At 74.1% G+C, this 25,024-nt stretch carries 32 protein-coding genes; 14 read left to right on the top strand and 18 right to left on the bottom strand.

Annotated features, from left to right (window positions below; genetic code table 11):
* Positions 1 to 2: 2 nt before the first annotated feature.
* Positions 3 to 656 carry an SDR family oxidoreductase gene (locus HL054_RS00985; protein ID WP_369136818.1) on the bottom strand — a complete coding sequence of 218 codons (654 nt, stop codon included), beginning with the start codon at positions 654 to 656 and terminating at the stop codon, positions 3 to 5.
* Between the two features lie 37 nt (positions 657 to 693).
* On the opposite strand from HL054_RS00985, the gene HL054_RS00980 reads away from it, so the two are divergent.
* On the top strand, positions 694 to 1,239 hold the full coding sequence (locus tag HL054_RS00980; protein ID WP_369136817.1) for a DUF1990 family protein: 546 nt from the start codon (positions 694 to 696) through the stop codon (positions 1,237 to 1,239).
* Here the strand turns inward: HL054_RS00980 and HL054_RS00975 are convergent.
* Positions 1,236 to 2,366: a helix-turn-helix transcriptional regulator gene (locus HL054_RS00975; protein ID WP_369136816.1), complete on the bottom strand. Its 1,131-nt coding sequence runs from the start codon at positions 2,364 to 2,366 to the stop codon at positions 1,236 to 1,238. The genes HL054_RS00980 and HL054_RS00975 overlap by 4 nt on opposite strands.
* Positions 2,367 to 2,408: 42 nt before the next feature.
* On the opposite strand from HL054_RS00975, the gene HL054_RS00970 reads away from it, so the two are divergent.
* On the top strand, positions 2,409 to 3,149 hold the full coding sequence (locus tag HL054_RS00970) for an alpha/beta fold hydrolase (RefSeq protein WP_369136815.1): 741 nt from the start codon (positions 2,409 to 2,411) through the stop codon (positions 3,147 to 3,149).
* Between the two features lie 82 nt (positions 3,150 to 3,231).
* Here the strand turns inward: HL054_RS00970 and HL054_RS00965 are convergent, their stop codons facing one another.
* From HL054_RS00965 to HL054_RS00935, 7 genes are all read right to left on the bottom strand, one after another.
* Positions 3,232 to 4,053: a formate/nitrite transporter family protein gene (locus HL054_RS00965; protein WP_369136814.1), complete on the bottom strand. Its 822-nt coding sequence runs from the start codon at positions 4,051 to 4,053 to the stop codon at positions 3,232 to 3,234.
* A gap of 93 nt (positions 4,054 to 4,146) precedes the next feature.
* A complete protein-coding gene (locus tag HL054_RS00960) occupies positions 4,147 to 4,893 on the bottom strand; it encodes a hypothetical protein (RefSeq protein WP_369136813.1) in 747 nt (248 codons plus the stop codon).
* Positions 4,890 to 5,792 carry an ABC transporter ATP-binding protein gene (locus HL054_RS00955; protein WP_369136812.1) on the bottom strand — a complete coding sequence of 301 codons (903 nt, stop codon included), beginning with the start codon at positions 5,790 to 5,792 and terminating at the stop codon, positions 4,890 to 4,892. Before HL054_RS00955 ends, HL054_RS00960 begins: the two co-directional genes overlap by 4 nt.
* 74 nt (positions 5,793 to 5,866) lie before the next feature.
* Complete coding sequence (locus tag HL054_RS00950) at positions 5,867 to 7,438, bottom strand: multicopper oxidase family protein (RefSeq protein WP_369136811.1); 1,572 nt, start codon at positions 7,436 to 7,438, stop codon at positions 5,867 to 5,869.
* Complete coding sequence (locus HL054_RS00945) at positions 7,408 to 7,830, bottom strand: hypothetical protein (RefSeq protein ID WP_369136810.1); 423 nt, start codon at positions 7,828 to 7,830, stop codon at positions 7,408 to 7,410. The genes HL054_RS00950 and HL054_RS00945 overlap by 31 nt, the downstream gene beginning before the upstream one ends.
* 100 nt (positions 7,831 to 7,930) lie before the next feature.
* Entirely contained in the window at positions 7,931 to 8,689 is a 759-nt protein-coding gene (locus tag HL054_RS00940) for an FAD-binding oxidoreductase (RefSeq protein ID WP_369136809.1), read from the bottom strand.
* 48 nt (positions 8,690 to 8,737) lie between these two features.
* Positions 8,738 to 9,349, bottom strand: a complete 612-nt coding sequence (locus HL054_RS00935) for a sulfite oxidase-like oxidoreductase (RefSeq protein WP_369136808.1) — start codon at positions 9,347 to 9,349, stop codon at positions 8,738 to 8,740.
* A 207-nt stretch (positions 9,350 to 9,556) separates the two neighbouring features.
* Here HL054_RS00935 and HL054_RS00930 point away from each other — a divergent pair, with 207 nt between their 5' ends.
* From HL054_RS00930 to HL054_RS00920, 3 genes are read left to right on the top strand one after another with little or no spacing between them, the layout of a single operon-like run.
* Positions 9,557 to 10,267 carry a succinate dehydrogenase cytochrome b subunit gene (locus tag HL054_RS00930; RefSeq protein WP_369136807.1) on the top strand — a complete coding sequence of 237 codons (711 nt, stop codon included), beginning with the start codon at positions 9,557 to 9,559 and terminating at the stop codon, positions 10,265 to 10,267.
* Between the two features lie 11 nt (positions 10,268 to 10,278).
* The gene (locus HL054_RS00925) at positions 10,279 to 12,225 is read left to right on the top strand and encodes a fumarate reductase/succinate dehydrogenase flavoprotein subunit (RefSeq protein ID WP_369136806.1); all 1,947 of its coding nucleotides are present in this window, start codon (positions 10,279 to 10,281) and stop codon (positions 12,223 to 12,225) included.
* Positions 12,222 to 12,977, top strand: a complete 756-nt coding sequence (locus tag HL054_RS00920; RefSeq protein ID WP_369136805.1) for a succinate dehydrogenase/fumarate reductase iron-sulfur subunit — start codon at positions 12,222 to 12,224, stop codon at positions 12,975 to 12,977. Before HL054_RS00925 ends, HL054_RS00920 begins: the two co-directional genes overlap by 4 nt.
* A 47-nt stretch (positions 12,978 to 13,024) precedes the next feature.
* Here the strand turns inward: HL054_RS00920 and HL054_RS00915 are convergent, their stop codons facing one another.
* Positions 13,025 to 13,576: a nucleotidyltransferase gene (locus HL054_RS00915; RefSeq protein WP_369136804.1), complete on the bottom strand. Its 552-nt coding sequence runs from the start codon at positions 13,574 to 13,576 to the stop codon at positions 13,025 to 13,027.
* A 64-nt stretch (positions 13,577 to 13,640) separates the two neighbouring features.
* Here HL054_RS00915 and HL054_RS00910 point away from each other — a divergent pair, with 64 nt between their 5' ends.
* A complete protein-coding gene (locus HL054_RS00910; RefSeq protein ID WP_369136803.1) occupies positions 13,641 to 14,402 on the top strand; it encodes an endonuclease/exonuclease/phosphatase family protein in 762 nt (253 codons plus the stop codon).
* Positions 14,403 to 14,418: 16 nt separating this feature from the next.
* Positions 14,419 to 14,799 (top strand): thiol-disulfide oxidoreductase DCC family protein, encoded by a 381-nt coding sequence (locus HL054_RS00905; RefSeq protein WP_369136802.1) that lies wholly within the window; start codon positions 14,419 to 14,421, stop codon positions 14,797 to 14,799.
* Between the two features lies 1 nt (position 14,800).
* On the opposite strand, the gene HL054_RS00900 is transcribed toward HL054_RS00905, so the two are convergent.
* Complete coding sequence (locus HL054_RS00900) at positions 14,801 to 15,409, bottom strand: GDSL-type esterase/lipase family protein (RefSeq protein WP_369136801.1); 609 nt, start codon at positions 15,407 to 15,409, stop codon at positions 14,801 to 14,803.
* A 43-nt stretch (positions 15,410 to 15,452) separates the two neighbouring features.
* Entirely contained in the window at positions 15,453 to 15,650 is a 198-nt protein-coding gene (locus tag HL054_RS00895) for a hypothetical protein (RefSeq protein WP_369136800.1), read from the bottom strand.
* A gap of 51 nt (positions 15,651 to 15,701) precedes the next feature.
* On the opposite strand from HL054_RS00895, the gene HL054_RS00890 reads away from it, so the two are divergent.
* Entirely contained in the window at positions 15,702 to 16,091 is a 390-nt protein-coding gene (locus HL054_RS00890; protein WP_369136799.1) for an MmcQ/YjbR family DNA-binding protein, read from the top strand.
* A gap of 126 nt (positions 16,092 to 16,217) precedes the next feature.
* Positions 16,218 to 17,480, top strand: a complete 1,263-nt coding sequence (locus HL054_RS00885) for a C40 family peptidase (protein WP_369136798.1) — start codon at positions 16,218 to 16,220, stop codon at positions 17,478 to 17,480.
* Positions 17,481 to 17,488: 8 nt separating this feature from the next.
* Here HL054_RS00885 and HL054_RS00880 read toward each other — a convergent pair whose 3' ends face one another.
* Positions 17,489 to 18,478, bottom strand: coding sequence for an LLM class flavin-dependent oxidoreductase (locus HL054_RS00880; protein ID WP_369136797.1), 990 nt, complete (start codon positions 18,476 to 18,478; stop codon positions 17,489 to 17,491).
* 119 nt (positions 18,479 to 18,597) lie between these two features.
* Between HL054_RS00880 and HL054_RS00875 the strand changes: the two genes are divergently transcribed.
* The 3 genes from HL054_RS00875 (at position 18,598) to HL054_RS00865 (ending at position 20,861) form a co-directional block, all read left to right on the top strand.
* Positions 18,598 to 18,810: a hypothetical protein gene (locus HL054_RS00875; protein WP_369136796.1), complete on the top strand. Its 213-nt coding sequence runs from the start codon at positions 18,598 to 18,600 to the stop codon at positions 18,808 to 18,810.
* 74 nt (positions 18,811 to 18,884) lie between these two features.
* Positions 18,885 to 19,295, top strand: coding sequence for a hypothetical protein (locus tag HL054_RS00870; protein ID WP_369136795.1), 411 nt, complete (start codon positions 18,885 to 18,887; stop codon positions 19,293 to 19,295).
* Positions 19,296 to 19,520: 225 nt separating this feature from the next.
* Positions 19,521 to 20,861 (top strand): reverse transcriptase family protein, encoded by a 1,341-nt coding sequence (locus HL054_RS00865; RefSeq protein WP_369136794.1) that lies wholly within the window; start codon positions 19,521 to 19,523, stop codon positions 20,859 to 20,861.
* On the opposite strand, the gene HL054_RS00860 is transcribed toward HL054_RS00865, so the two are convergent.
* The gene (locus HL054_RS00860) at positions 20,858 to 20,983 is read right to left on the bottom strand and encodes a hypothetical protein (protein ID WP_369136793.1); all 126 of its coding nucleotides are present in this window, start codon (positions 20,981 to 20,983) and stop codon (positions 20,858 to 20,860) included. The genes HL054_RS00865 and HL054_RS00860 overlap by 4 nt on opposite strands.
* Positions 20,984 to 21,085: 102 nt before the next feature.
* Between HL054_RS00860 and HL054_RS00855 the strand changes: the two genes are divergently transcribed.
* Positions 21,086 to 21,388: a hypothetical protein gene (locus HL054_RS00855; RefSeq protein WP_369136792.1), complete on the top strand. Its 303-nt coding sequence runs from the start codon at positions 21,086 to 21,088 to the stop codon at positions 21,386 to 21,388.
* A gap of 162 nt (positions 21,389 to 21,550) precedes the next feature.
* Here HL054_RS00855 and HL054_RS00850 read toward each other — a convergent pair whose 3' ends face one another.
* Together HL054_RS00850 and HL054_RS00845 are read right to left on the bottom strand one after the other, a co-directional pair.
* Positions 21,551 to 21,748, bottom strand: coding sequence for a hypothetical protein (locus HL054_RS00850; RefSeq protein WP_369136791.1), 198 nt, complete (start codon positions 21,746 to 21,748; stop codon positions 21,551 to 21,553).
* 179 nt (positions 21,749 to 21,927) lie between these two features.
* A complete protein-coding gene (locus HL054_RS00845) occupies positions 21,928 to 22,107 on the bottom strand; it encodes a hypothetical protein (RefSeq protein ID WP_369136790.1) in 180 nt (59 codons plus the stop codon).
* Between the two features lie 128 nt (positions 22,108 to 22,235).
* On the opposite strand from HL054_RS00845, the gene HL054_RS00840 reads away from it, so the two are divergent.
* Complete coding sequence (locus HL054_RS00840; protein WP_369136789.1) at positions 22,236 to 22,508, top strand: hypothetical protein; 273 nt, start codon at positions 22,236 to 22,238, stop codon at positions 22,506 to 22,508.
* Positions 22,509 to 22,636: 128 nt separating this feature from the next.
* On the opposite strand, the gene ychF is transcribed toward HL054_RS00840, so the two are convergent.
* Both ychF and HL054_RS00830 read right to left on the bottom strand, forming a co-directional pair.
* Positions 22,637 to 23,710 carry a redox-regulated ATPase YchF gene (ychF, locus tag HL054_RS00835; RefSeq protein ID WP_369136788.1) on the bottom strand — a complete coding sequence of 358 codons (1,074 nt, stop codon included), beginning with the start codon at positions 23,708 to 23,710 and terminating at the stop codon, positions 22,637 to 22,639.
* A gap of 25 nt (positions 23,711 to 23,735) precedes the next feature.
* The gene (locus HL054_RS00830; protein ID WP_369136787.1) at positions 23,736 to 24,941 is read right to left on the bottom strand and encodes an HNH endonuclease signature motif containing protein; all 1,206 of its coding nucleotides are present in this window, start codon (positions 24,939 to 24,941) and stop codon (positions 23,736 to 23,738) included.
* Positions 24,942 to 25,024: the final 83 nt, after the last annotated feature.

Here is a 25,024-nt window from a genome sequence, read left to right as displayed (position 1 = left end):
CCCTATGCCGTCCGCTGCGGCTGGAGCTGCACCTCCACCGGGCAGACGTGCGCCGGCGTGCCGACGACCCAGGCCACGGCGTCGGCGACGTCGTCCGGACGCAGCAGCCGCGCCGGGTCGACGCCCGGCGCGCGCAGCCCCGCACCGGCCGCGACCAGTCCCGGGGACAGCAGGGTCACCGCGACGTCCCGGTCGCGGACGTCGAGGAACACCGACCGGGCGAACCCCGCCAGCCCGTGCTTGCTGGCGACGTAGGCGGGGTTGCCGGCGAAGGCGGCGTGCGCCGCACCCGACCCGAGCAGCACCAGGGACGACGGCGCACCGGCCAGCAGGGCCGGCAGCACCCCGCGGGTCACCCGCATCGCGGCGGCCAGGTTCACCGTGAGCAGCTCGTCCCACACGTCCGGGTCGCCCTCGTCGGCCGGTGCCCAGTCGAACAGCCCCGCGGCGTACACGACGACCGACAGCCGGGCGGGCAGCCCGGCCAGCGCGGCGTCCACCGCGGCCGGGGAGAGCAGGTCGACGACGCGCGACCTGGCCGGCAGCCGTGCCACGTCCCTCCCCCAGCCGGTGCAGTCGTGCCCCGCCGCGGTGAGCGCGCGGACGACGGCCGCCCCGATGTCGCTGCTCGCCCCGACCACCAGCGCCTCGCCCATGCAGCGCCCGGTACCCCGAGGCCCGCACACTGACCCGGTGGGGATCCTCCGTCGCACGACGCTCGCCCAGCTGGCCGGCGCACCGTTCACCTACGCCGAGCAGGGCGCGACCCGGGACGCCGTGCTGCCGGCCGGCTACGACCACGTCGAGCGCGAGCACGTCATCGGCTCCGGGCGCGCGGAGTTCGACCGGGCGTCGGCCGCGGTGTTCCGCTGGACGGCGCAGCGCGGCGCTGGCCTGCGGATCCAGGCGAGCGGGCCGGCCAGCACCCCGGGCACCGTCGTCCTGATGACCGCGGGGCTGCGCCGGCTGGGGCTCGACGTCCCGTGCCGGGTGGTCTGGGTGGTCGACGAACCCGACCGCCGCGGCTTCGGCTACGGCACGCTGCCCGGGCACCCGGAGAGCGGCGAGGAGTCCTTCGTCGTCTCGCTGCGCCCGGACGGCGCCGTCGTCTACGAGCTGCGCGCCTTCGCCCGGCTGGCCACCCGGCTCGCCCGGCTCGGCGGCCCGGTCGCCCACCGGGTGCAGACCCTCGCCCTGGACCGCTACGTCGTCGCCATGCGCCGGGCCGCCCGCGGCTAGGGCGTGTCCCTCGGTGGCGTCAGGTCCAGGGCCCCGGCCTCGGCGCGTCGTACGGGGCCCCGCTGTGCGGACGGGTGGTGCCCTCGAGGACTGTGCGGCGTCGCCCTGGTGCCCTCGACGGCGCGGCGCACCGCGCTGATCCGGAGGCGGTCGGACAGGGCGAGGACCTCGTCGCGCAGAGCGTCCGGGGTGATCACCTCGAAGTCCCAGCCGAGCCCGGCCAACATGCAGGCCATGCCGTCGAGGCGCTCGGCGCGCGTCTCGAGGAGCACACCGTCGACGTGCTCGCTCAGCCGTCCCGCGCTCCGGGGCAGTCGAGCGCCCGCATCCGCGAGGGTGGTCCGCAGCACGACGGAGACCTCGTGCGACCACCCGACCGCGGCGATGCCCGACACGACGTGCGTCGTGGCGTCGAAGTCAGCCGGCACGAGGTAGGAGCCGTCGCCCTGCTCGACCGAGGCGATGCGGTCCAGTCGGAAGGTCCGCAGGTCGTTGCGGCCGTGGTCGCGTCCGGTGACGTACCACCGACCGGAGTGGAAGACCAAGCCGTAGACGTCGAGCTCACGCTGCGACTCCCGCCCGTCCCAGGCGGTGTACGCGATCACGACGGTGCGCCGCGCCTGCGCAGCCGAGGCGAGACCGAGCAGCGCGTCGGCGCCGGCGGGAGCGGTGGACCGCACCGGGCTCGTGAACTGTGCGGTCGACAGCAAGCTGTCCAGCCGCTGGCCCAGGGCCCGCGGCAGTACCCGCGACACCTTGGCCAGTGCGCTCGCCGCTGCTGCGTGGTCGGTGGTGGCGAGCCCCGCGCGTTCTGCGGCCCTGAGGCCCAGCACGACGGCGACGGCCTCGTCATCGGTGAGCATCAGCGGCGGCAGTTTGTAGCCCGGGGAGAGCCGGTAGCCGCCGTACCTGCCCCGCTGCGCCTGGACGGGGATGCCGAGGTCGGCGAGGTGCTCGGCATAACGCCGCACCGTCCGCTCGTCGACCCCGAGCCGGGCAGCGAGGTCGCCGACGGTGCGCTGCCCGCCCGTCTGGAGCAGCTCCAGCATGGCCAGCACCCGAGCGGTGGGGCGGGTCACGGCCCTCCTCGTCGCTGCCGGGAAGGAGCTGAGGCACAGACCCTGCATACCGGGCGGATCCTGTCCGCATTCCAGCCTAGCGTGGCCGCCATGAACACCGCCACCTACGTCCTCGTCCCCGGCTTCTGGCTCGGCGCCTGGGTCTGGAGCCCCGTCGCAGACTCGCTGCGTGAGCGGGGCCACGTCGTGCACGCCGTCGACCTCCCAGGAATGGGCGAACGCGCCCACCTCGCCTCGCCCGAGACCGACCTGACGACCCACATCGACGACGTCGTGCACCTGCTCGAGCAGCAGGACCTGCACGACGTCGTGCTCGTCGGCCACAGCTACGGCGCCCTCGTGACGACCGGTGCGGCGGACCGCGTGCCGGAGCGCGTGGCGCGCCTGGTCTACGTCGACTCGGGGCCCCTGCCGGACGGCATGGCACAGGCCGACTTCGAGGGACCCGACGCGCGCGCGGCCAACGACGATCTGGTCCTGACACACGGCGAAGGCTGGAAGCTCCCGCCACCGCCCTGGGCCGCACTCGCCGCCGAGGTGGCCGAGGTCGACGACGCTGCCGTCGCCGCGCTGGTCGAAGGCTCGCAGCCGCAGCCCTGGCGCACCGCCACCCAGCCGGTCGCGCTCACCGGCGCCTGGGAACGGCTGCCACGGACGGGAGTCCTGTGCAGCTTCAGCCTCGAGCAACTGCACCAGATGGCGCCACACGCACCGGTGTTCGCGCACATGGTCGACGGCGACTGGACTCACGTCGAGCTCCCGACGTGGCACTGGCCGATGGTGAGCCGACCGGCGGAACTCGCCGAGGTGCTGGAGTCGGTCAGCCGCTAGCGCGTGTCTCCCAGATGCGGGTCCAGGCAAGAACGACGGCCAGGACGACGGCTCCGGCGTCCATCGACTCGGGGGACACGCCCTAGGCGCCGGCTGCGGCGCGCTCCCGCTCGATCATGTCCTTGCTGCGCACCAGCCGGAGCAGGGTGACCACCAGCAGACCGCCGGCCATGTTGAGCAGGGTCACGTACCAGAACCAGGCCAGCCAGTCGCCGTAGCCGAACGGGGCGCCGGCGTGCAGCGCTGCGAAGACGATGAGCGAGTCCAGGATCGAGTGGAACAGCTGCAGCCCGGCGAGCACCAGGGCACCGGCGAACGCCGCGACGATCTTCGCGACGTCCGAGGTGGTGCCGTGCTGCATCCGGGTCATCAGGGTGATCGCGATGCCGGCGAGGAACGCCAGGGCGGCCGACTCCAGGTCCAGCGGGGCGGTGACGAAGGTCGTGGCGCTCTCCACCGCCGTCGCCCGCAGGTCCGGCAGCGCGTGCACGACCAGCCACATCAGCGCCCAGCCGCCGACCAGGTTGGCCACCAGCGTGCCGCTCCACAGCTTGGCCAGCTGCCGGGTGCTCGCCCGGCCGGCGACGACCGCGGTCACCGGCACCAGGAAACCCTCGGTGAACAGCTCGCTGCGGGCCAGCACCAGCGCCACGAACCCGACGCCGAAGGCCAGGCCGGCGAGCAGGTGGCTGCCGGTCTCGGCGTACACGGCGAACAGCAGCACGACGCCGAAGCCGATCTCCAGCCCGCCGGCCAGCCCGGTGGTCAGCACCTCCCGCCAGGTGCGGTGCAGCCGCTGGGCCCCCTCGCTGACGATGGTGTCGAAGGCCTCCTGCAGCTGGTCCTCCGTCGGCCCCCCGCTGTCCCCGAGCTCCCGGCGCGCCGCGTCCTGCTCCTGTGCCATGCGGCCCGGCGTACCCGTCTGGTGGGAGATGGAACGGCCACCCTCCAGGGGCCCGCGCCGAGCCTGCGAGGCGTGGGGAGGCAGGTGGTCCTCTCAGACGTCGCGGCGCACGAGCAGGACGGCGGCGAGCAGCCACGTCCCGGCGGCCCAGGCGGCGGTGACCGCCAGCCCGGCCTGCCAGCCGGTGCCGGCGGCGAGGAACGGGTCGCCGCCGACCCGCAGCACCGGCATCGCCTCCGCAAGCCGCTCGCCGGTGCGCCCGAACAGCGGCAGCAGCAGCGGCAGCAGGAAGACCAGCGCGGTGCCGGTGCCGACCGCGCCGGCGGTCGACCGCAGCAGGGTGCCCAGCGCGACCGCCAGCACCGCGGTCAGCGCCGCGCCGGCCACCTGGAGCAGCAGCGCGCGACCGACCCCGCCGCCGGCCGGCGGGATGCCGCCGGGCACCGCGGTCAGCGTCCGTGCTGCCAGCCAGCAGACCCCGACCAGCACCGCCGTCAGGACGGCGACCGCGCCGGCGACCACGCCGGTCTTGGCCGCCAGCCAGCGCACCCGCCGGGGCACCGCGGTCAGCGAGGCGAGCACCAGCCCGCCGGCGAACTCCCCGGCGGACGCCGTCGCGGCCACCACGACCACCGCGAACTGTGCGAAGCCGAACCCGATCAGCGCGATCCGCACCGCATCGCTCGCGCTGTCGGCGGCCGGCGTGGTCGCCGCCGCCAGCCAGCCGAACGCGCCGGCCACCAGCACGTAGACCGCCGCGGACGCCCAGGTGGAGCGGAGCGAGACGAGCTTGGTCCACTCCGACCGCAGCACCGCGTGCGCCGGCACAGCACCGCTCACCGCTCCCCCGTCCGGTACTCGACGTCGGCGCCGGTGAGCGCGTGGTACGCGGCCTCCAGCGAGGTGGCGACCCGGGTCAGCTCGTGCAGCCGGACGCCGGCGGCGAAGGCGACGTCGCCCACCTGCGCGAGGTCCAGCCCGCGCACCTGCAGCGTGCCGTCGGCGTCGGCCGCCACCTGCGCACCGGCCCGGTGCAGGGCGCCGGCCAGGGCAGCGGGCGCGGGCGTGCGCACCCGGACGACGGCATCGGCACCGAGCAGCTCGGCCATCGGCAGGTCGGCCAGCAGCCGTCCGCGGCCGAGCACCACCAGGTGGTCCGCGGTGTCCTGCATCTCGCTCATCAGGTGGCTGGACACCAGCACGGTGCGGCCCTCGGCGGCCAGGTCCCGCAGGAGCCCCCGCACCCAGCGGATACCGTCGGGGTCCAGCCCGTTGACCGGCTCGTCGAACAGCAGCACCTCCGGGTCGCCGAGCAGCGCCACCGCGATGCCCAGCCGCTGCCCCATGCCCAGGGAGAAGCCGCGCACCCGCTGGTCGGCCACCGACTCCAGGCCGACCAGCTCCACCACCTCCTCGACCCGGCTGCGCGGCAGGTGGTTGCTCTGCGCCAGCGCGAGGAGGTGGGCGTACGCGGTCCGGCCGGGGTGCCGCGCCCGGGGGTCGACGAGCGCGCCGACCGCGCGCATCGGCACCGGCAGCTCGGCGTAGGGCACGCCGAGCACCCGCGCCGTCCCGGCGGTCGGGCGGGTGAGGCCGAGCACGCAGCGCATCGTCGTGGTCTTGCCCGACCCGTTCGGCCCGAGGAATCCGGTGACCCGGCCGGGCTCGACGGTGACCGTGAGGTCGTCCACCGCGGTCCGCGACCGGTAGCGCTTGGTCAGCCCGACCAGCTCGATCACCCGCTGCCTCCTGTGGTCCGCCGTCGGCGGCCACCCCAGCAGATCCGCACGCCCGGGACCGCCGGACACGCGGTTCACACGGTGCGGATCGTCGCCATCATCGCCATGTCCTCGTGCTCGAGGTTGTGGCAGTGCACGACGTAGCGGCCGCGGTGGCCGGTGAACCGGACGGCGACCTCCACGACCTCCCGCGGCCGCACGTCGACGGTGTCCTTCCACCCGGCGTCGGAGGGGCCGGGACCGCCCGGGCCGCGCCTCAGCACCTGGAAGCCGTCCAGGTGGACGTGCACCGGGTGGTGGACGTCGGTGCGGAAGCGCCAGGTCTCGGTCTGCCCGAGCGGCACGTCGGCCTGGGAGGCGTCCGGGTCGAACGGCAGGCCGTTGACCGTCCAGCCGCTGTGCCGGCCGACGCTGCCGCGCTCGAAGACGAACTCCCGCCGCACCCGCCCCGGCACCAGCGTCTCCACCTCCGCAAGCCGGTCGGGCACCCGGCTGTCGTCCACGGCCCGGCGCGCCACGCGGAAGCGCATGACCTCGCCGGTCCGCCCCTCCCCCAGCTCGTTCACCATCGTCACCGCCGTCCCGACCGGCACCGCCGAGAAGTCGACCAGGACGTCGGACCGCTCGGCCGGCGCCAGGGTGAGCGACCGGTGCCCGACCGGCGCGGCCAGCAGCCCGAGGTCCGAGCCGATCTGGGTGAACGGCAGGTCGCCCCCGCCGTCGACGCGGAGCGCCAGCTGGAAGCGGCGGGCGTTGGCGGCGTTCAGCAGCCGCAGCCGGTGGCGGGCGGCGTCGACCTCGTGCACCGGCCACGCGGCCCCGTTGACCAGGACGACGTCGCCGAGCACGCCCTCCATCCACTCGTCGGCGACCCCCGGCTCGTGCCGGAGCGCCGGGTCCCGCGCGGGGTAGGCGAGCTCGCCGTCGGCGCCGAAGGCCCGGTCGCAGATCATCAGCGGCAGCTCGCGGTCGCCGCGCGGGAGCGGCAGGGCGTCCTCGACCTCGTCCCGGACGAGGTGGAACCCGGCCAGCCCGCGGTAGACGGCCGGACCGGTGAAGTCCATCCGGTGGTCGTGGTACCAGAGCGTCGCGGCCCGCTGGTCGTGCGGGTAGCGGTGCTCGCGGACACCGACGGCCAGCGAGCCGGTGCCGTGGTGCGGCGTCCAGCCGGTGGTGTCGCCCATCGGGACGACGAGGTCCAGCGGCCAGCCGTCGTGCTCGGGCGGGGTGTGCCCACCGTGCAGGTGGACGACGGTGGGCACCGGCAGTTCGTTGCGGTGCCGGACGACGAGCGGGCGGCCCCGCCGCCCCTCGACCGTGGGCCCGGGGAAGACCCCGTCGTAGCCCCAGACCGTGGTCCGCACCCCCGGCAGCAGCTCTGCGGTGCCCTGGCGCTGGGTCAGCTCGACCAGGTCGGCGCCGTCCCGGGTGCCCACCACCCGGGCGACCGGGGGCACCGGCAGCGGCACCTGGAACGACCGGGGCAGCGGCACCGCGCTGGCCAGCTGCTCCCCCGTCTGCCCGGGAGGGGTGTCCAGGTCCAGCGCGGCGCAGCCGGCCAGCCCCAGTCCGGCCGCCCCGGCCAGGCCGAGGAAGCCGCGCCGGGACAGCCCGCTCACCGCGGCCGCCGGGCGGCCGGGCTCCACGCCCAGCCGGTGAGCACCACCACGGCGGTCACCACGCCCACGCCGAGGGGCACGTGCACCGACAGGGTGCCGGCGTACCCGAACGTCAGCTGGACCACCTCGGCGGCCGCCGCGAGGACGGCGACCGGCAGCACCCACCACCGGCCACGTCCGCCGAGCACGTAGGCCCCCGCGACCACCGCGGTGGTCACCCCGAGCAGCACGAGCAGGCCACCGGCGATGCCGTGCCAGACGACCGCGTCGACGTCGCCGCCCAGGAACAGCCCGGCCAGCACCGGCAGGGTCACCGCGGTGACCAGCTGCGCCGTGAGCACGACCCGCAGCAGCCACAGCGAGACCCGCGGCCGGCGGGACCGGACCGGGGGCGCCGGCCGGAGAGCCAGGGAGTCCATGCCGCCGAACGTAGGAGCGGGCAGCCGGCCCGGACATCGGGGAACACCCCGGTTCCCCGACGTCCGGCTACGCGTCCGGACGTACGCCGACGCGCCCGGGTCAGCGCTTCGGCAGCTCCAGGGCCGAGGGCCCGAAGCGCTCGACCCGCACCGAGGGCGCCGGGATGCCGAGCCCGACGAGCAGCTGGCTGGCCGCCTCGGCGAACCCGGCCGACCCGCAGACGAAGGCGGTCTGCCCCGGCTCCCACAGCGGGAGCAGGTCCATCGCGGTCAGCCGGGCGGCAGGCCGGATGCCGTGCGCCTCGCGGGTGGTCACGACCAGCGCACCGGCCGCGGCGAGCTCGTCGGCGTAGGGCAGCTCGGCCAGCGTGCGTGCCGACACCGCCACCCGGAGCAGGTCGAGCCGGCCGAGGTCACGGGCGTGCCGCACCATCGCCACCAGCGGGACGACGCCGGTGCCGCCGCCGACCAGCAGCGCCGGGGTCTCACCGTCCCAGACGAACCAGCCCCCGATCGGGCCGCGCACCTCCAGCTCGTCGCCGGGCTCGACCACGTCGGCGAGGTAGGTGGACACCTCGCCGTCGTCCAGCCGCTCGACGAACAGCTCGACCAGCGGGTCGCCCGGTGCCGACGCGACCGAGTAGGACCGCTGCGCGGTGTAGCCGTCGTCGGCGGTGAGCCGCACGACGTAGTGCTGACCGGGCAGGTGGTCGAGCCGGTCGTGGACGTCGAGGCGCAGCTCCACCGAGCGCGCGATCGGACGCCGGAGGCCGGCCACCGTCGCCGTCGTCCACCCGCCGGCCGGCGCCCGCCCCGGCTGCACCCCCGGGTCACCGATCGGAGGCTCTGATGGCGTCACTGCAGGGTCCCGCCGCGAGCGTGCGAGTGGTGGGGGGCAGTGAGGTCCTTAGTCACCCTGGTACCGCTGCTGCTTCCACGGGTCGCCCCGGTCGTGGTAGCCGTTCTGCTCCCAGAAGCCCTGCTGGTCGCGCTTCAGGACCGTGATCCTGCTGATCCACTTGGCGCTCTTCCAGAAGTACAGGTGCGGCACGAGCATCCGCACCGGCCCACCGTGCTCGGCGGTCAGCGGCTTGCCGTCGAACTCCCAGACGATCCACGCCTTGCCGCCGGTGACGTCCTCGATCGGCAGGTTGGTCGTGTAGCCGGTCTTGGAGGTGGCCATCACGAACCGGCCCTCCTCCGTCGGCTGGGCGACGTCCAGCAGCGAGTCGACGCTGATGCCCCCGAAGGTGGTGTCGAACTTCGACCAGGTGGTGACGCAGTGGATGTCGCCGCGGTACTCGGCGCCGGGCAGCGCGTGCGCCTCGTCCCAGCTCCAGGTGGTCGGGTTCGCCACCTCGCCGTCGACGGTGATCGACCACGTCTCCGGGGTGATCCGGGGCGTGGGCTCGGCGGTCAGCACCGGCCAGTCGCCACCCACGTCGTACTGCCCGGGGGGCAGCCGTGGGTCGCTGGCGGTGCGGCGGCGTCCGAGGAAGCCGCGGGTGGGTCCTGGCACGTCGTCGTCCTCTCGGAGGCGCTCTCGGAGCACTCGACTGGGTCGCCGGCGATCTTCCTCCACCGCGGGCCCCGCTGTCAGCAGGGGTGCCCGCCCTCCTCCGGACGCCGTCCCGGGGTGAAGCCGCTGGTGAGGCTGGCCTTACATGAGGTGTGTCACGGCGGGTTCACCTGGGTGTCACGTGGGAAGTGGGCCTACCGTGGCCCTGTGGCGACAGTGACGACGCAGCAGGCACCACGCAAGACCCCGAAGACCGGCAGGTTCAGCAACTCGGTCGTGAAGAAGGCCGTGATGGCGGTCAGCGGGATCATCATGATCCTGTACTTGATCGCGCACATGGTCGGCAACCTGCACGCCTTCCAGGGCGCCGAGGAGTTCAACGAGTACTCCCACTGGATCCGCACGATCGGTGAGCCGGCCGTGCCGGAGGAGACGCTCCTCTGGATCATCCGGCTGGTGCTCGTGGTGTCCGTGGTCGCGCACTTCTGGGCGGCGATCTCGCTGTGGCGCCAGGCGCGCCGCGCCCGCCCGGTGGCCTACGTGACCAAGAAGCGGGTGCAGCAGAGCTTCGCCTCGCGCACCGTCCGCTGGGGCGGCGTGATCATCGCGCTGTTCATCATCTGGCACATCCTCGACCTCACCTTCGGTGCGGTGAACCCCGCCGGGTCAGACGCCACCCCGTACGACCGGCTCGTCGCCAGCTTCCAGAACATCCCGATCACGCTCTTCTACGTGCTCGCGCTGGTCCTGCTGGGCCTGCACCTGCGGCACGGCGTCTTCGCCGCCACCCAGACGCTCGGGCAGACCAACAAGCGCCGTGAGCGGGCCGTGAACGGGATCGCCTACGCCGTCTCCGGTGTGATCACCGTGGGCTTCCTCATCGTGCCGCTGTCCATCGCCTTCGGCCTGATCGACTGACGGGATCTGACATGACGCTCGAGCTCTTCACCGTCGGCGAGCCGATCGCCGACACCAAGGCACCCCGCGACGTCCCCGTCCCGCAGATGTGGGAGGAGCGGAAGTTCCGGGCCCGGCTGGTCAACCCGGCGAACCGCCGGCGGCTGTCGGTCATCGTCGTCGGCACCGGCCTGGCCGGTGGCTCCGCCGCCGCCACGCTGGCCGAGGCCGGCTACCGGGTCCAGAACTTCTGGTTCCAGGACAGCCCCCGGCGCGCGCACAGCGTCGCCGCGCAGGGCGGCATCAACGCCGCGAAGAACTACCGGAACGACGGCGACAGCGTCCACCGGCTCTTCTACGACACGGTCAAGGGCGGCGACTTCCGCTCCCGGGAGAGCAACTCCTACCGGCTGGCCGAGGTCAGCGCGAACATCATCGACCAGGCCGTGGCCCAGGGCGTGCCGTTCGCGCGGGAGTACGGCGGCCTGCTGGACAACCGGTCCTTCGGTGGCGCCCAGGTCTCGCGCACCTTCTACGCCCGCGGCCAGACCGGCCAGCAGCTCCTCTACGGCGCCTACCAGGCCCTCGAGCGGCAGATCGGCCTCGGCAACGTCGAGACCCACGGCCGCACCGAGATGCTCGACCTGGTCGTCGTCGACGGCCGGGCCCGCGGCATCGTCGTCCGCGACCTGATCACCGGGCAGATCAGCACCCACCTGGCCGACGCCGTCGTGCTCGCCTCCGGCGGGTACAGCAACGTCTTCTACCTGTCCACGAACGCCAAGGGCTCCAACGTCACGGCCGCCTGGCGGGCGCACAAGCGGGGCGCGTACTTCGCCAACCCCTGCTACACGCAGATCCACCCCACCTGCATCCCGGTCAGCGGCGACTACCAGTCGAAGCTGACGCTGATGAGCGAGTCGCTGCGCAACGACGGCCGCGTCTGGGTGCCCAAGGAGCGCGGCGACGACCGCGACCCGCGGCAGATCGCCGAGGACGAGCGGGACTACTTCCTCGAGCGCAAGTACCCGGCGTTCGGCAACCTGGTGCCCCGCGACATCGCCTCGCGCCAGGCCAAGAACGTCTGCGACGAGGGCCGCGGTGTGGGCCCGAACGGGCTGGGCGTCTACCTGGACTTCTCCGACGCCGTCGAGCGGCTGGGCCGCAGCACCATCGAGGCCAAGTACGGCAACCTCTTCGACATGTACAACCGGATCACCGGTGAGGACGCCTACGAGACCGGGATGCGGATCTACCCGGCGGTCCACTACACGATGGGCGGGCTGTGGGTCGACTACGACCTGGAGTCCAACATCCCGGGCCTGTTCGTGATCGGTGAGGCGAACTTCTCCGACCAGGGCGCCAACCGGCTCGGTGCCAGCGCGCTGATGCAGGGCCTGGCCGACGGCTACTTCGTGCTGCCGAACGCCCTGGCCAACTACCTCGCCGACGGCCCGTTCCCCAAGGTGGAGGCGAGCCACCCCGCGGTGGTGGAGGCCGAGACCGCGGTTCGCGTGCAGACCGAGAAGCTGCTGTCGATCAACGGCACCCGCACCGTCGCCTCGTTCCACCGCGAGCTGGGCCGGCTGATGTGGGACCTCTGCGGCATGGAGCGCTCCGAGGAGGGCCTGCGCAAGGCGCTGGACCGGATCCCCGAGCTCAAGCAGGAGTTCTGGACCAACGTCAAGGTCTCCGGTGAGCAGGGCATCTTCAACCAGAACCTGGAGCACGCGGGCCGGGTCGCCGACTTCATCGAGCTCGCCGAGCTGATGTGCGTCGACGCCCTGCACCGCAACGAGAGCTGCGGTGGCCACTTCCGCGCCGAGAGCCAGACCCCCGAGGGCGAGGCCCTCCGCGACGACGACGCGTTCGCCTACGTCGCGGCCTGGGAGCACACCCCGGACGGGACCCCGCCGGTGCTGCACCGCGAGGCCCTCGAGTACGAGTACATCCACCTCGCACAGCGGAGCTACAAGTGAATCTGACCCTGCGGGTCTGGCGGCAGCGGGACAAGACCAAGAAGGGGAAGATGGTGACCTACCAGGTCACCGAGGTCTCCCCGGACATGTCGTTCCTCGAGATGCTGGACGTGCTCAACGAGAAGCTGATCCTCGACGGCGACGACCCGATCGCGTTCGACCACGACTGCCGTGAGGGCATCTGCGGCTCCTGCGGTCTGATGATCGACGGCATCGCGCACGGCCCGGAGCAGGCGACGGTCTGCCAGCTCCACATGCGGTCGTTCAAGGACGGCGACACGATCGACATCGAGCCGTGGCGCTCCGGTGGCTTCCCGGTCGTCAAGGACCTGGTCGTCGACCGGTCGGCGCTGGACCGGATCATCTCCGCCGGCGGGTACATCAGCGTCCCGACCGGGACCGCACCCGAGGCCCACGCGGTGCCGGTGCCGAAGAAGGACGCCGACAACGCGTTCGACGCGGCCACCTGCATCGGCTGCGGTGCCTGCGTCGCGGCCTGCCCCAACGGCTCGGCGATGCTGTTCACGGCCGCCAAGGTGGCCCACCTCGGGCTGCTGCCGCAGGGCCAGCCGGAGCGCGACACCCGGGTGCTGCGGATGGTCGGCCAGCAGGACGCCGAGGACTTCGGCGGCTGCACCAACATCGGCGAGTGCTCCGCGGTCTGCCCCAAGGGCATCTCGATGGAGACGATCTCGCGGCTGAACCACGACCTGCTCGGCGCCCTGCGCGCCGGTGCGGTCCCCGCCAGCTGAGAGGACGGGCCGGTACCCCTCGGGGTGCCGGCCCGTGCTGCGTCCGGTCAGCCCTCGCTGATCCCCAGCCGGTCGGTGAGGAAGAGGAACGCGACGGCGAAGTCGTTCTCCGCGACCTCCTTGCGCAGCCGCGGCCAGTCGACCTGCTCGCGCACCGCCCGCACGTGCGGCAGCAGCCGGCCGAAGTCGCAGTAGTGCTCGGTCATCGACCGGAGCTTGCTCGACAGCAGGTCGGTGGCCGGCAGCACCGGCAGCCGGATGCCGATCAGGTCCATCTCCTCGGACCGGTCCAGCATCTCCGCACCCACCGGTTCGCCCACGATGCGGTGCAGCACGTCGACGACGACGCCGTCCGTGCGCGCCTTGAACAACCAGTCCTCGGGCGGGCGGACCACCTCGAAGCCGGCGTCGGTCAGGACGTTCGCGGCGCGTTCGGTGTCGTCCTCGGCGACGACGAAGTCCACGTCGTTCTCCGACTCGGGGGCCCCGTGCGCCCACAGCGCGTAGCCGCCGGCGAGGGCGAACGGCACCCCGTCGTGCTTGAGCGCGGACGCGGTGCGCTTCAGCGCCACCCTGAGGACGTCGCGGTCGGCAGGCACGCAGTGCTCCTCTGATCGGGGCCAGGACCGGGTGTGGGACTACCCGGACGGGTAGCGGTCACGCGTGCGCCTCGCGACCTTCAACATCCTGCACGGACGCTCCCTCACCGACGACCGGGTGGACGTCGACCGGTTCGCCGCCGCGGTGGCGGGGCTGGACGCCGACGTCCTCGCCCTGCAGGAGGTGGACCGCGAGCAGCCCCGCTCGCACCACGCCGACCTCACCGCGGTGGCCGCCGAGGCGATGGGCGCCGTCGCGCACCGGTTCGTCGCGGCGATCGCCGGCACGCCAGGGGCGACCTGGATGGCGGCCACCGGCCAGGAGCAGCCCGGGACGGCGGAGTACGGGATCGCGCTGCTGTCGCGGTACCCGGTGAGCAGCTGGCAGGTGATCCGGCTGTCCCCGATCCCGTTCACCTTCCCGATGTGGCTGCCCGGCCCGCGGAAGGTGATCATGGTCCACGAGGAGCCGCGGGCGGCCCTGGTCGCCGTCGTCCAGACCCCGCACGGCGACCTGACCGTGGTGAACACCCACCTGTCCTTCGTGCCGGGCTGGAACCGGCGCCAGCTGCGCCGGCTGCGGCGGGACCTGACGGCGTTCCCCGGGCCGCTGGTGCTGATGGGCGACCTCAACATGACGCCGCCCACGCCGGCCGCGGTGACCGGCTGGCGCCCCCTGGCCGCCGGGCTGACCTTCCCGCTCGAGGAACCGGACCGGCAGCTGGACCACGTGCTGCTCCGCGGCAGCCTCGGGCAGGTCACGGCGTCGTCCGCCCCGGCCCTCCCGCTGTCGGACCACCGGGCGCTCACCGTGGACGTCGGGTGAGCGGAGGATGGGCCCCGTGACCACCCGGACCCTCGTCTTCGACGGCGACTGCGCCTTCTGCACGCGGTCCGCCGACCTCGCCCGCCGCGCGCTGCCGCCCGACGTCGACGTGGTGGCCTGGCAGTTCGCCGACCTGGCCGCGCTGGGCACCACCGCCGCGCGGGCGCAGACCGAGGTGCTCTGGGTCGACCGGGACGGCGCGGTCTCCGGGGGCGCGCCGGCGGTCGCGCGGGCGCTGCGGGCGGCCGGGCTGCCCTGGTCGGTGCCGGGCTGGGTGCTGACGGTGCCGCCGGTGCGCTGGGTCGCCCCGTTCGTCTACCGGCTGGTCGCCGCCAACCGGTACCGGCTGCCGGGCGGCACCCCCGCCTGCCGGACGCCGCCGGGCGGGGCCGCCTGAGTCAGGCGGCGTCCGCCGCCCGCCGGTCGGCGAGCGCGAGCAGGTGCGGCGCGAGCGCCTCGGCCACCAGCGCGTAGCCCGCGGACGACGGGTGGAACCGGTCGGCGGAGAACAGCGACGGGTCCGCGGCGAAGCGGCCGGCCACCGCTGCCCCGACCGGGGCGACGACCGCGCCGGCGGCCTCCGCCGCCGCGGTCTGCCGGGCCCGCTGGGCGTCGCAGACCGCCGCGACGACCGACCGGAACACCGGCGGCACCCAGGCGACCGAGGACAGGTCGGGCGTGGGGACGACGAGCACCTCCGTGCCGCGTGCGCGCAGCTGCCGGACGGCGTCGGCGAGGGAGGCCGCGGCCCGGGCGGGCGGCACCTGGCGGGTGATGTCGTTGGCGCCGACGACCAGCAGGGCGACGTCCGCCGGGGCGGTGGCGGCGGCCCGGACGACCTGCGCCGCCAGGTCGAGCGAGGTCGCGCCGGGGACGGCGACGACCTGCAGGTCGACGGTGCGGCCGGCGTCCCGGAGCACGCGGGTCAGCCGGGCGCCGAGGGTGTGCTGGGTGCTGGTGGCACCGGTGCCGGCGGCCAGCGAGTCACCGAGGACGAGGAAGCGCATGCCAGGGTCAACGCCCCCTCCCCCGCGGCTCATCCCCCCTGCCTCATCCCCCCTGGGCGAAGAGCGCGGCCGCCTGGGCGTCGTCCACGAACGGGTACCTGACCTTGAACTGGGCGAGCGCCTCGGCCACCGACAGCACGTGGGTCTCCCGGCGGCCGGCCGCGTCGACCGTCTGCACGGTGACCACGTCCCCGTTGATCGGCACCCAGTGGGTCTCGGCGTAGTCGGTGAAGACGTTCATGCGCCCATCCTCGCCCGGGCCCCGCCGGGCGCACCGACGTAGCGTCTGCCCATGGCCACCTGGGACGACGTCGCGCGGATCTCCCTGGCCCTCCCGGAGGCCACCGAGGGCCCGTCCCACTCCGGGGCGCGGAGCTGGCGGGTGCGGGACAAGGCGTTCGCCTGGGAGCGGCCGCTGCGCCGCGCGGACGTCGCCGAGCTCGGGGACGCCGCGCCGTCGGGCCCGGTGCTCGCCCTCCGGGTGGCGGACATCGGCGTCCGGGCCGCGCTGGTCGCCGACTCCCCCGACGTCTACTTCGCCACCCGGCACTTCGCCGGCTACCCGGCCGTGCTGGTGTGGCTGGACGAGATCGACCTGGCCGAGCTCGCCGAGGTGCTCGAAGAGGCCTGGGCCTGCCGGGCGCCCCGCCGGCTCGTCGCCGAGCACCGCCCGCCCGACTGAGCAGCCGGTCCCGTTGCTGAGCCCAACTCAGCAGACCTGAGGTGCTCAAGGACCTCGCGCCCCGCGCCGATCAGGTGGCTGGGTCACCCGAACGGGTGACCGTCCAGCGGAAGGGGCACACGGGACATGGTCACGCAGACCACCACCCGACGGACGGTCGCCGTCCGGACGGCGCGCCGGCTGGCCGGGGTCGTCGCGACGGTCGCCGTCTGCCTCGTCGCCGCCCCGGGCACCGCCGTCGCAGTGCCGACGGCCCCCTCGGACAGCCAGCTCGGCCAGGCCCAGCAGGCCCAGGCGGACGCCGCCGCGCAGGTCGGCGCGATCGCCGCGGAGCTGGCCGCTGCCCAGGTGCGGGTGGACGCCGCCCGCGCCGAGTCGGCCATCGCGCTGGACGCCTTCCAGGGCACGCAGGCCGAGCTGGAGGCCGCCGAGGCCGCCGCCGAGACCGCCGCTGCCGCCGCCGAGCAGGCGCGCGACGACCTGGCCGACGCCCGCGCCGGGCTGGCGGCCTTCGCCCGGCAGAGCTACCTGCAGGGCAGCACGTCCCCCACGCTCGAGGCGCTGATGACCGCCGACGGCCCGGCCCAGATGGTCGAGCGGGCGGCGCTGCTGGAGGCCGCCGGCGCGCACCAGGGCGACGTCGTCGTGCAGGTCACCGCGGCCGAGCAGTCCGCCGCCGCCGCGGACGCGGCTGCCCGGACGGCGCTGGACCAGGCCGCCGTGCTGGCGCAGCAGGCCGCCGACGCGCTCGCCGCCGCCGAGGCGCTGGAGGTGAGCGCCCGCGCGCAGGCCGCGGCGCTCGCCGCCCGGCAGACCACGCTGCAGGCACAGCTCCAGCAGGCCCAGCAGGCCGTGCTCGGCCTCGAAGGGGCCCGGGTGGCGGCGCAGCAGTACGCCGCCCAGCAGGCCGCCGCCCGGACCGCCGCGGCCCAGCACGCCGTCAGCAGCGGCGGCACCACCACCGCGGGCGCGGCCTCGGCCGGGGCGGTCGAGACGGCCGTCTCCGCCGCCCGGCGGTACCTGGGCACCATCTACGCCTGGGGCGGCGGCTCGCTGACCGGCCCCAGCGTCGGGTGGGGCGTCGACGCCGGCATCGTCGGCTTCGACTGCTCCGGCCTGACCCGCTACGCCTACGCCAAGGCCGGGATCTCGATCCCGCGCAACAGCAGCGCGCAGTACGCGGCGCTGCCGAAGGTGTCCCGCACCGACCTGCAGCGCGGTGACCTGGTCTTCTGGGCCACCGACACGAGCCGGGCCTCGACCATCCACCACGTCGCCATCTGGCTGGGCGACGGGCAGGTGCTCGAGGCGCCGCAGAGCGGCTCGGTGATCCGGGTGAGCCCGATGCGCTGGAGCGGGTTCATCGGCGGCGCCCGCCCCAGCGCGTGACGACGGGGTCAGACGCTGACGGACTCCATGGCCTCGGCGGTGAGGGCGACCGAGCGCAGCCGGCCCTCCGTGGTCGGGGACTGGTGGGCGACGATGAGCTCGTCGGCGTCGGCCTGCGCCCGGAAGCGCTCCAGGAACTCGGCGACCTGGGGCGGCGTGCCGACCGCCGTGTGGGTCAGCATCGAGTGGACGTGGTGACCGGCGCCCTGCTCGAGCAGCAGGTCGGCCTCCGCGTCGGTGAACGACCGGCCGCGCCCGAAGAGGCCGATCGCGAGGTTGCGGCGCACCGCCTGCAGCGACTCCTTCGCCGCCCCCTCGGTGTCGGCCGCGACGACGTTGACCCCGGCGATGACGTGGGGCTCCTCCAGCTGGGCGGACGGCTTGAACTCGGCCCGGTAGGTGGCGACGGCGGCCTCGAGGGCCTGCGGCGCGAAGTGGCTGGCGAAGGCGTAGGGCAGCCCGAGCGCAGCGGCCAGGTGGGCACCGAACAGCGAGGAGCCGAGGACGAACAGCGGGACGCGCGAGCCCTTGCCCGGGATGGCGTCCACGCCGGGCACCCGGGTCTGGCCGGCCAGGTAGGCCTGCAGCTCCAGCACGTCCTGCGGGAAGTTCTCGGCGGAGCCCGGGTCGCGGCGCAGCGCGTACATCGTGTTCTGGTCGGAGCCGGGCGCCCGGCCCAGCCCCAGGTCGATGCGGCCGGGGTACATCGCCTCGAGGGTGCCGAACTGCTCGGCGATGGTCAGCGGCGAGTGGTTCGGCAGCATGACGCCGCCGGAGCCCAGCCGGATCGTCGAGGTCTGCGCGCCGACGTGCGAGATCAGCACGCTCGTCGCCGAGGACGCGATGGTCGGCATGTTGTGGTGCTCGGCGTACCAGACCCGCCGGTAGCCGTGCTCCTCCGCCGACCGGGCGAGGGCGACACTGGCCGCGATGCTGCTGCTGACGGTCTCCCCGCGGGCGATCGGGGCGAGGTCGAGGACGGACAGCGGGATGCGCATGGAGGGGCCTTCCGGGTCGGTTGTCCAGGACAACGCACAGCGGCGGACCGTCCTTCCCGCGGCCGCAGATCCGCCGCGCCTCACCCTGCGTGTCTGCCCGACCGCATATCGTCCCGGCCGTGCACGACCCCGGGATGACGGCGCTGCTCGGCGAGCCGCTGCCCGTCGAGTTCAGCCACGGCGGCGACTGGCACCCCGCCGTCCTGCTCGGCTGGCGGGACGCCGTCGAGGGCGCCTGCCAGCTGCGGCTGCAGTTCGTCGTGGGCGGGCTGAAGCGGTCGAGCTGGCTGCCGCTGGCCGCCGTCCGGCTGCCCGGCTCGGCGGGCACCTGAACCGGGCCGACGGCTTCCGGGACCGGACCGGTCGTGGGACCCTGGGAGGGTCCACCTCTCCCCCGGGAGCAGCCGTGTTGAGTCGCAGCACGTACGCGCAGGACTACGTCGACCAGCGTCGCGCGGCCGTCGACGCCCAGGTCGCCGCCTACCGCGACCTGGCCGCCGCCGCCAGCTCGTCCCCCGGCGCGCTGGACGCCTTCGAGCCGGTGTTCTTCAACAACATGGTCGTCGCGCTGGACAACGGGTTCGTCCACCGCCGGCACGGCGCCGACGGCACCGAGGGCACCGCCCTGGACGAGGTCCGGCTGATCGCCGAGTCGCTGCAGCGCGGCAGCGTGCTGATCTCCGACCGGAGCATCCGGCTGGCCCCCGAGCGCACCGTGCTGCGGTACCGGGTCGGCGACACCATCGCCGTCCGCGAGGCCGACTTCGTCGCCCTGGCCAAGGCGTTCTTCGCCGAGCTCGAGGCCACCCACCTCTGACCGCCCGGCCGCCGGACCCCGACCGGCCACTACGGTGGCCGGGTGCGCGGCGGGGAGGGCAGGACGACCGGCAGTGGCCGGTCCCCCCGGGGCAACCCCGGGGAACCGTGAGCGAGCAGGGCACAGCGGCATGAGCCGGACGGCGCGCTCCGCGCACGCCCCGGCGCATCGTCCAGGGACGGGCTGGCCTCTCCGTCGCGCACCCCGGCCGGCGGGCACCCCCCGGTGACCCCGGGACGGCGACCCGAGGCGCTGGCCGCGGCGGTCGCCGGTGCGCTGCTGGCCGGCCCGTGGCGCCGGCCGGAGATGGTGCGCCGGGTGGCGGTGACGCTGGGCCAGGCCCGCGCCGCGACCTGGGTGGGCACGATGGTCGGCGAGGTGCAGACCGCCCACCCGCAGCCGCCGGTCGACCGGCCCCGGGAGCTGGCCCGGTTCCTGCGGACGACGCAGGGCTGGCTGCGCGGGCAGGGGGCCACCCCGCCGCCGCGACCGGTGCGGTGGCAGCCGACGCCCACCACGCTCGACCGCCGACGCCACCCGGTCGCGGACCTGCCCGACCAGTCGGCGGTGGCCCGGCTGCTGGACCTCGACCCCGGAGAGCTGGCCTGGTTCGCCGACGTCCGCGGCCTGGAGCGCACCGCCGGCGAGCCGCTGCGGCACTACCGCTGGCACGTCGTCCCGCGGCCGCACGGCGTCCGGTTGCTCGCCGCGCCGAAGCCCCGGCTGAAGGAGGCACAGCGGCGGCTGCTGCGGCACGTGCTGGAACGGGTCCCGGTGCACGACGCCGCCCACGGCTGCGTGCCCGGCCGCTCGGTGCGCACCGCCGTCGAGCCGCACTGCGGGTCCGCCGTCGTCCTGCGGATGGACCTGGAGGCCTTCTTCCCCGGCATCGCGGCCGGGCGGGTGCGCGGGGTGCTGCTGGGGCCGGCCGGGCTCCCCGAGCCGGTCGCCCACCTGCTCACCGCGCTGACGACGACGGTGGTGCCCGCGCAGGTGTGGCGGGCGGCGCCGGTGCCCACCCCGGTCGAGGACCGCGAGCGGCACCGGCGGCTGGGGCAGCGGCTCGCCGTCCCGCACCTCCCGCAGGGGGCGCCGACCTCGCCGATGCTGGCGAACCTGGTCTGCTTCCGGCTGGACCGGCGGCTGGCCGGGCTGGCGGCGCGGTACGGCGGCACCTACACCCGGTACGTCGACGACCTCACCGTCAGCGGTCCCCCGGCCATCGGCCGCGCCCGCTTCGCCGAGCAGGTGGCCGAGGTCGTCACCGACGAGGGCTTCCGGCTCAACCCGGGCAAGACGACGGTCACCACCGCCGGGCGCCGGCAGTCGGTGCTCGGCGCGGTGGTCAACGTCCACCCCGCGCTGCCGCGGCGCGAGCGGGACGCACTGCGCGCCCTGCTGCACAACTGCGCGACGGCCGGGTGGCGCAGCCAGTTGCGCGGGCACGACCCGGCCACCTTCCGCGACGTCGTGCTGGGCCGGGTGGCCTGGGCCGCCTCCCTTGACCCGGCGTCCGGTCGCCGGCTGGCCGCGCTGGCCGACCGGATCGACTGGTCGGTGGGCTAGCGGCTCTGCAGCGCGTCGAGCGCCACGGCCATGGCCGCCGCGACCCGGAAGTCCAGCCGCGGGTCCGGGACCGTGACGGTGTACCGGTCGCGGATGGCCTTCTGCCGCTCGCTGACCAGCACCGGCTGCCCGGTGGCGGTGTCGAGGAAGTCGAAGTGGAAGACGAAGGGGCCCAGATGTCGCCGAGGTACGGGATCAGGTTCCAGACCCGGCGCAGGACGGCGATGAACAGCCGCCGCTCCTTGCCGACCGCCTCGATGCCCGGTGCGGACAGCTTCCACGTCGAGCGCAGCAGGCTGGCGCCGAACTCCTTGCTGAACATGCCCAGCGGCATGCCCTGCTCGTCGTGCACGTCGTGCTGGGCGTGCACGTCGAGGGTCTGGCGGGCCTTGAAGGAGAACACCCGCCGGGTCTTCGTCTCGTCGGTGAAGAAGACCACCTCCTCCTTGAGCTTCATCCGCTTCTGCTCGGCGAAGGCCAGCAGCTGGCCCTCGCTGCCGTCGGGGTTGGCGGCGAGCACCTCGTAGCGGTTCACCATCACCGTGATCCGCTGCTTGACGAAGAACCGGGGCACCACCATCGGGGCCGGCGGCGGGAAGGCGGAGGGGTCGGTCACGGCGGTGCTCCCGTACTGGTCGACGCTGCGGAGCGCCCATCCTGTCGCATCCCGGCACCGCTCCGGGTGCGCGCTAGCGCTGCTGGCGGCGGGCGACCAGCACGAGGCCGCCGACGAGCACGACCAGGGGCGCCCAGGAGGGCAGGCCGAACGGCCCGATGACCAGCGCCACCAGGAAGAGGGCCAGCTGGAAGGCGAGCCAGAAGAGCACGGCCACCCCGAGCCAGAAGAGCAGCGGCCGTTCGGACCGCAACTGGCGCAGGTACTCCATGACGTCTCCTCCGTGTCGTGCCCGGGCGATGGCGGGCCACCCGCCACATCGGCAGCGGGCCGCCCGTCCTTGAGGTGGCAGCTCCACGGTGAACGCGCCAGCCGTGCCCACGGTGCCACGGCCGTCGCGCCGGCGTCGTCCCGAGGACCGTCAGCCCTCCCGCCGGACGCGCTCGGTCGTCACTTCTTCGCGCCCTTCTTCTTCCCGCCGCCCTTCTTCTCCCCGCCCTTCTTGCCGCCCTTCTTGCCCAGCTCGCTCTGCGCGGCGGAGCTGGTGCGGGGGTTCTTCTTGCCCTCCTTCTCAGCCTTGGCGTTCGCCTTCTTCGCGGTGTCGCTGCCCTTGCCGCTCTTCCCGGCCATGCCGACCTCCCCGTCGCGGGTGCCGCCCGGGTCCCGGGCGGTCAGGGGGCAGGCCCTACCCCGGGCCACCCGGCCGCCACACCCGGGTTCCAGGTGGACGCCACGGCGCGGGTCGGTACCGTCGGCACATGAGCGAAGCCGACAACGTGTGGCGGGTCGACGTCGACGGGACGTCCCACCAGGTCGAGTTGGAGCACGACAGCTGGTCCGGCCGACGCCGGGTGCTGCTGGACGGCACGACCGTGCACGAGAGCCGCAAGTGGTGGGACACCGGCAGCACCCACGACTTCCCGATCGGCCCGTCCACCGCGACGGTGAAGATCCGGATGAAGTACAGCGGCTTCGCCCACGGCTCGTCGCTCTACCTCGACGGGCAGTTCGTCTCCCCGCTCCCCCGCTGACCTGTCGGCGGCTGCCGCTGCGCGGAGGAGCGCCGACCCGCTCAGCGCACTGAGCCGGGCGGCGTGGAACCGCGCCTGCGCCGATCGATCAGCCGGAGCAGCGTGGACGGTGGCCGCTCCGGGCCGGATCAGACGTTGAAGCGGAACTCCACGACGTCGCCGTCGGCCATGACGTAGTCCTTGCCCTCGATGCGCACCCAGCCGCGGGACTTGGCCTCGGCCATCGACCCGGCCTCCATGAGCTGGTCGAAGCCGACGATCTCGGCCTTGATGAAGCCGCGCTGGAAGTCGGTGTGGATGACCCCCGCAGCCTCGGGAGCGGTGGCGCCGACCGGGATCGTCCAGGCCCGCGACTCCTTGGGGCCGGCGGTGAGGTAGGTCTGCAGCCCCAGGGTGCGGAAGCCGACCCGGGCCAGCTGGTCCAGGCCGGGCTCGTCCTGCCCGATCGACGCGAGGAGCTCGGCGGCCTCGTCGGCGGGGAGCTCGATCAGCTCGGACTCCGTCTGCGCGTCGAGGAAGATCGCCTCCGCCGGCGCGACCAGCGCCCGCAGCTCGTCGAGCTGCGCGGTGTCGGCCAGCTCGTCGGCGTCCACGTTGAACACGTACAGGAACGGCTTCGTCGTCAGCAGCGTCAGCTCGCGCAGCGGCTCGGGGTCGACGCCCGCGGCGAACAGCGTCGTCCCGGAGTTGAGCACCTCCTGGGCGGCCACGGCGGCGTCGTGCAGGACCTTGCGGTCCTTGTCCTTGCGCGACTCCTTCTCCAGCCGCGGGATCGCCTTCTCCAGCGTCTGCATGTCGGCCAGGACGAGCTCGGTGTTGATCGTCTCGATGTCGTCATTCGGGTCGACCTTGCCTTCGACGTGCACCACGTCGGGATCGGTGAAGACCCGGATGACCTGGCAGATGGCGTCGCTCTCGCGGATGTTGGCGAGGAACTTGTTGCCCAGCCCCTGCCCCTCGGAGGCGCCGCGCACGATGCCGGCGATGTCGACGAAGGAGACCGTCGCCGGGATGATCTTCTGCGAGCCGAAGACCTCGGCGAGCCGCGCCAGCCGGGGGTCGGGGACGCCGACCACGCCGACGTTGGGCTCGATCGTGGCGAACGGGTAGTTCGCGGCGAGCACGTCGTTCTTGGTCAGGGCGTTGAAGAGCGTCGACTTGCCGACGTTGGGCAGGCCGACGATCCCGATGGTGAGACTCACGAGGAACCAGCTTACGGACGCCCGGCTAGGGCGACACCGGGATCAAGATCTCGCTGCCGTCGGGTCGCCAGGTGCGCCACCGGCCACCAGGTTGTCGTTCGACCCGGAACCCGTGGTGGACCTTGGTGTGGTGGCGTTCGCACAGCAGCGCCGAATTGTCGAGGCTGGTCTCGCCCTCATCGGCGACCCACTCCCGTAGGTGGTGGACGTCGCACCAGTGCGTGGGTGCCGCGCAGCCGGTGAACACGCAGTGCCCGTCCCGCTGCTCCACCGCCCGCCGCAGGTGCGGTGGAACGACCCGCTTCTCCCGGCCCACGTCCAACGGCAACCCATCCGGGCCCATCACGAGCCGAGAGATGCTGGCGTCGCAGGCCAGCCAGCGAGCCCGGGCGGCGGAGACACGGGCACCGAACCCGGTCCGCGCCGCCCCCGGCCCCGTCGTGCCCGTGTCGGTGAGGTCGTCGACGTCGACGGTGACCACCAGGTGCGGCTTCACCGTCCGCAGAGTGGGCAGGGTGCCGGCGGCGAGCTGGTTGTCACACAGCTGGACCAGGGCGTCGGCGTTCTGCTGTGCCCGGGTGCGGTCGTCGCCCAGCGGGCGGTTGGCCTGCACGATCGACTCGATCGCGGCCTGCACCTTCTCCCCACCGACGGCGTCGAGGTCGAACCGGCCGGTGACCGAACCGTCGGCGTGCTTGGCGATCGACAAGCGGCGCCCCTCGGTCGGGTCCGGTTCGACGCCGTCGGGGTCGAGCGCTTCGAGGTAGTGGTGCACCGCCTGCGCAAGCCGCTCGTGCGCCGGGGACTGCGCCACCTCGGCCAGCGCCCGGTCGACGGCACCCAGATCCACTCCCTGCGCCTCGGCCGCCGCTCGCTGCTCCTCCCCGGCGATCGGGGCGATCGTGGCCATCTGCCCGGGGGTGACGGTGCCGTCGGCGAACGCGGCCGCAGTGGCCGGCAGGTGCTCCAACGCCCGCCCGGTCCGCACCACCCGCCCGGCCTCAGGCGTCGACAGGTGAGCGTGCCCACGCAACCACGAGGCCATCGACTTCAACCCGTCGTGCTCCGCCGCCCCGGCCAACTCGCACTGCCGGACCGTGCGAGCGACCTCAGCCGCGATCCCGTTCTGCAACACCAGCAACGGACCCAGCCGCTCCAACAACGCCGGCCCGAACAGATGGGTCAGGTCCTCCGCGGCGAGGGCGTCCACGGCCGACTGCAACTCGCCCACGACACCTCCCCACCGCTTCGAACACCTGTACGTATACTAACGCGTCGAGCAGCACCCCACCACACATATCCGCAGGTCAAACG

Source organism: Modestobacter versicolor, assembly GCF_041028285.1.
Classification (GTDB): Bacteria; Actinomycetota; Actinomycetes; order Mycobacteriales; family Geodermatophilaceae; genus Modestobacter; species Modestobacter versicolor_A.
This window is presented reverse-complemented; position numbering and strand designations above follow the sequence as displayed.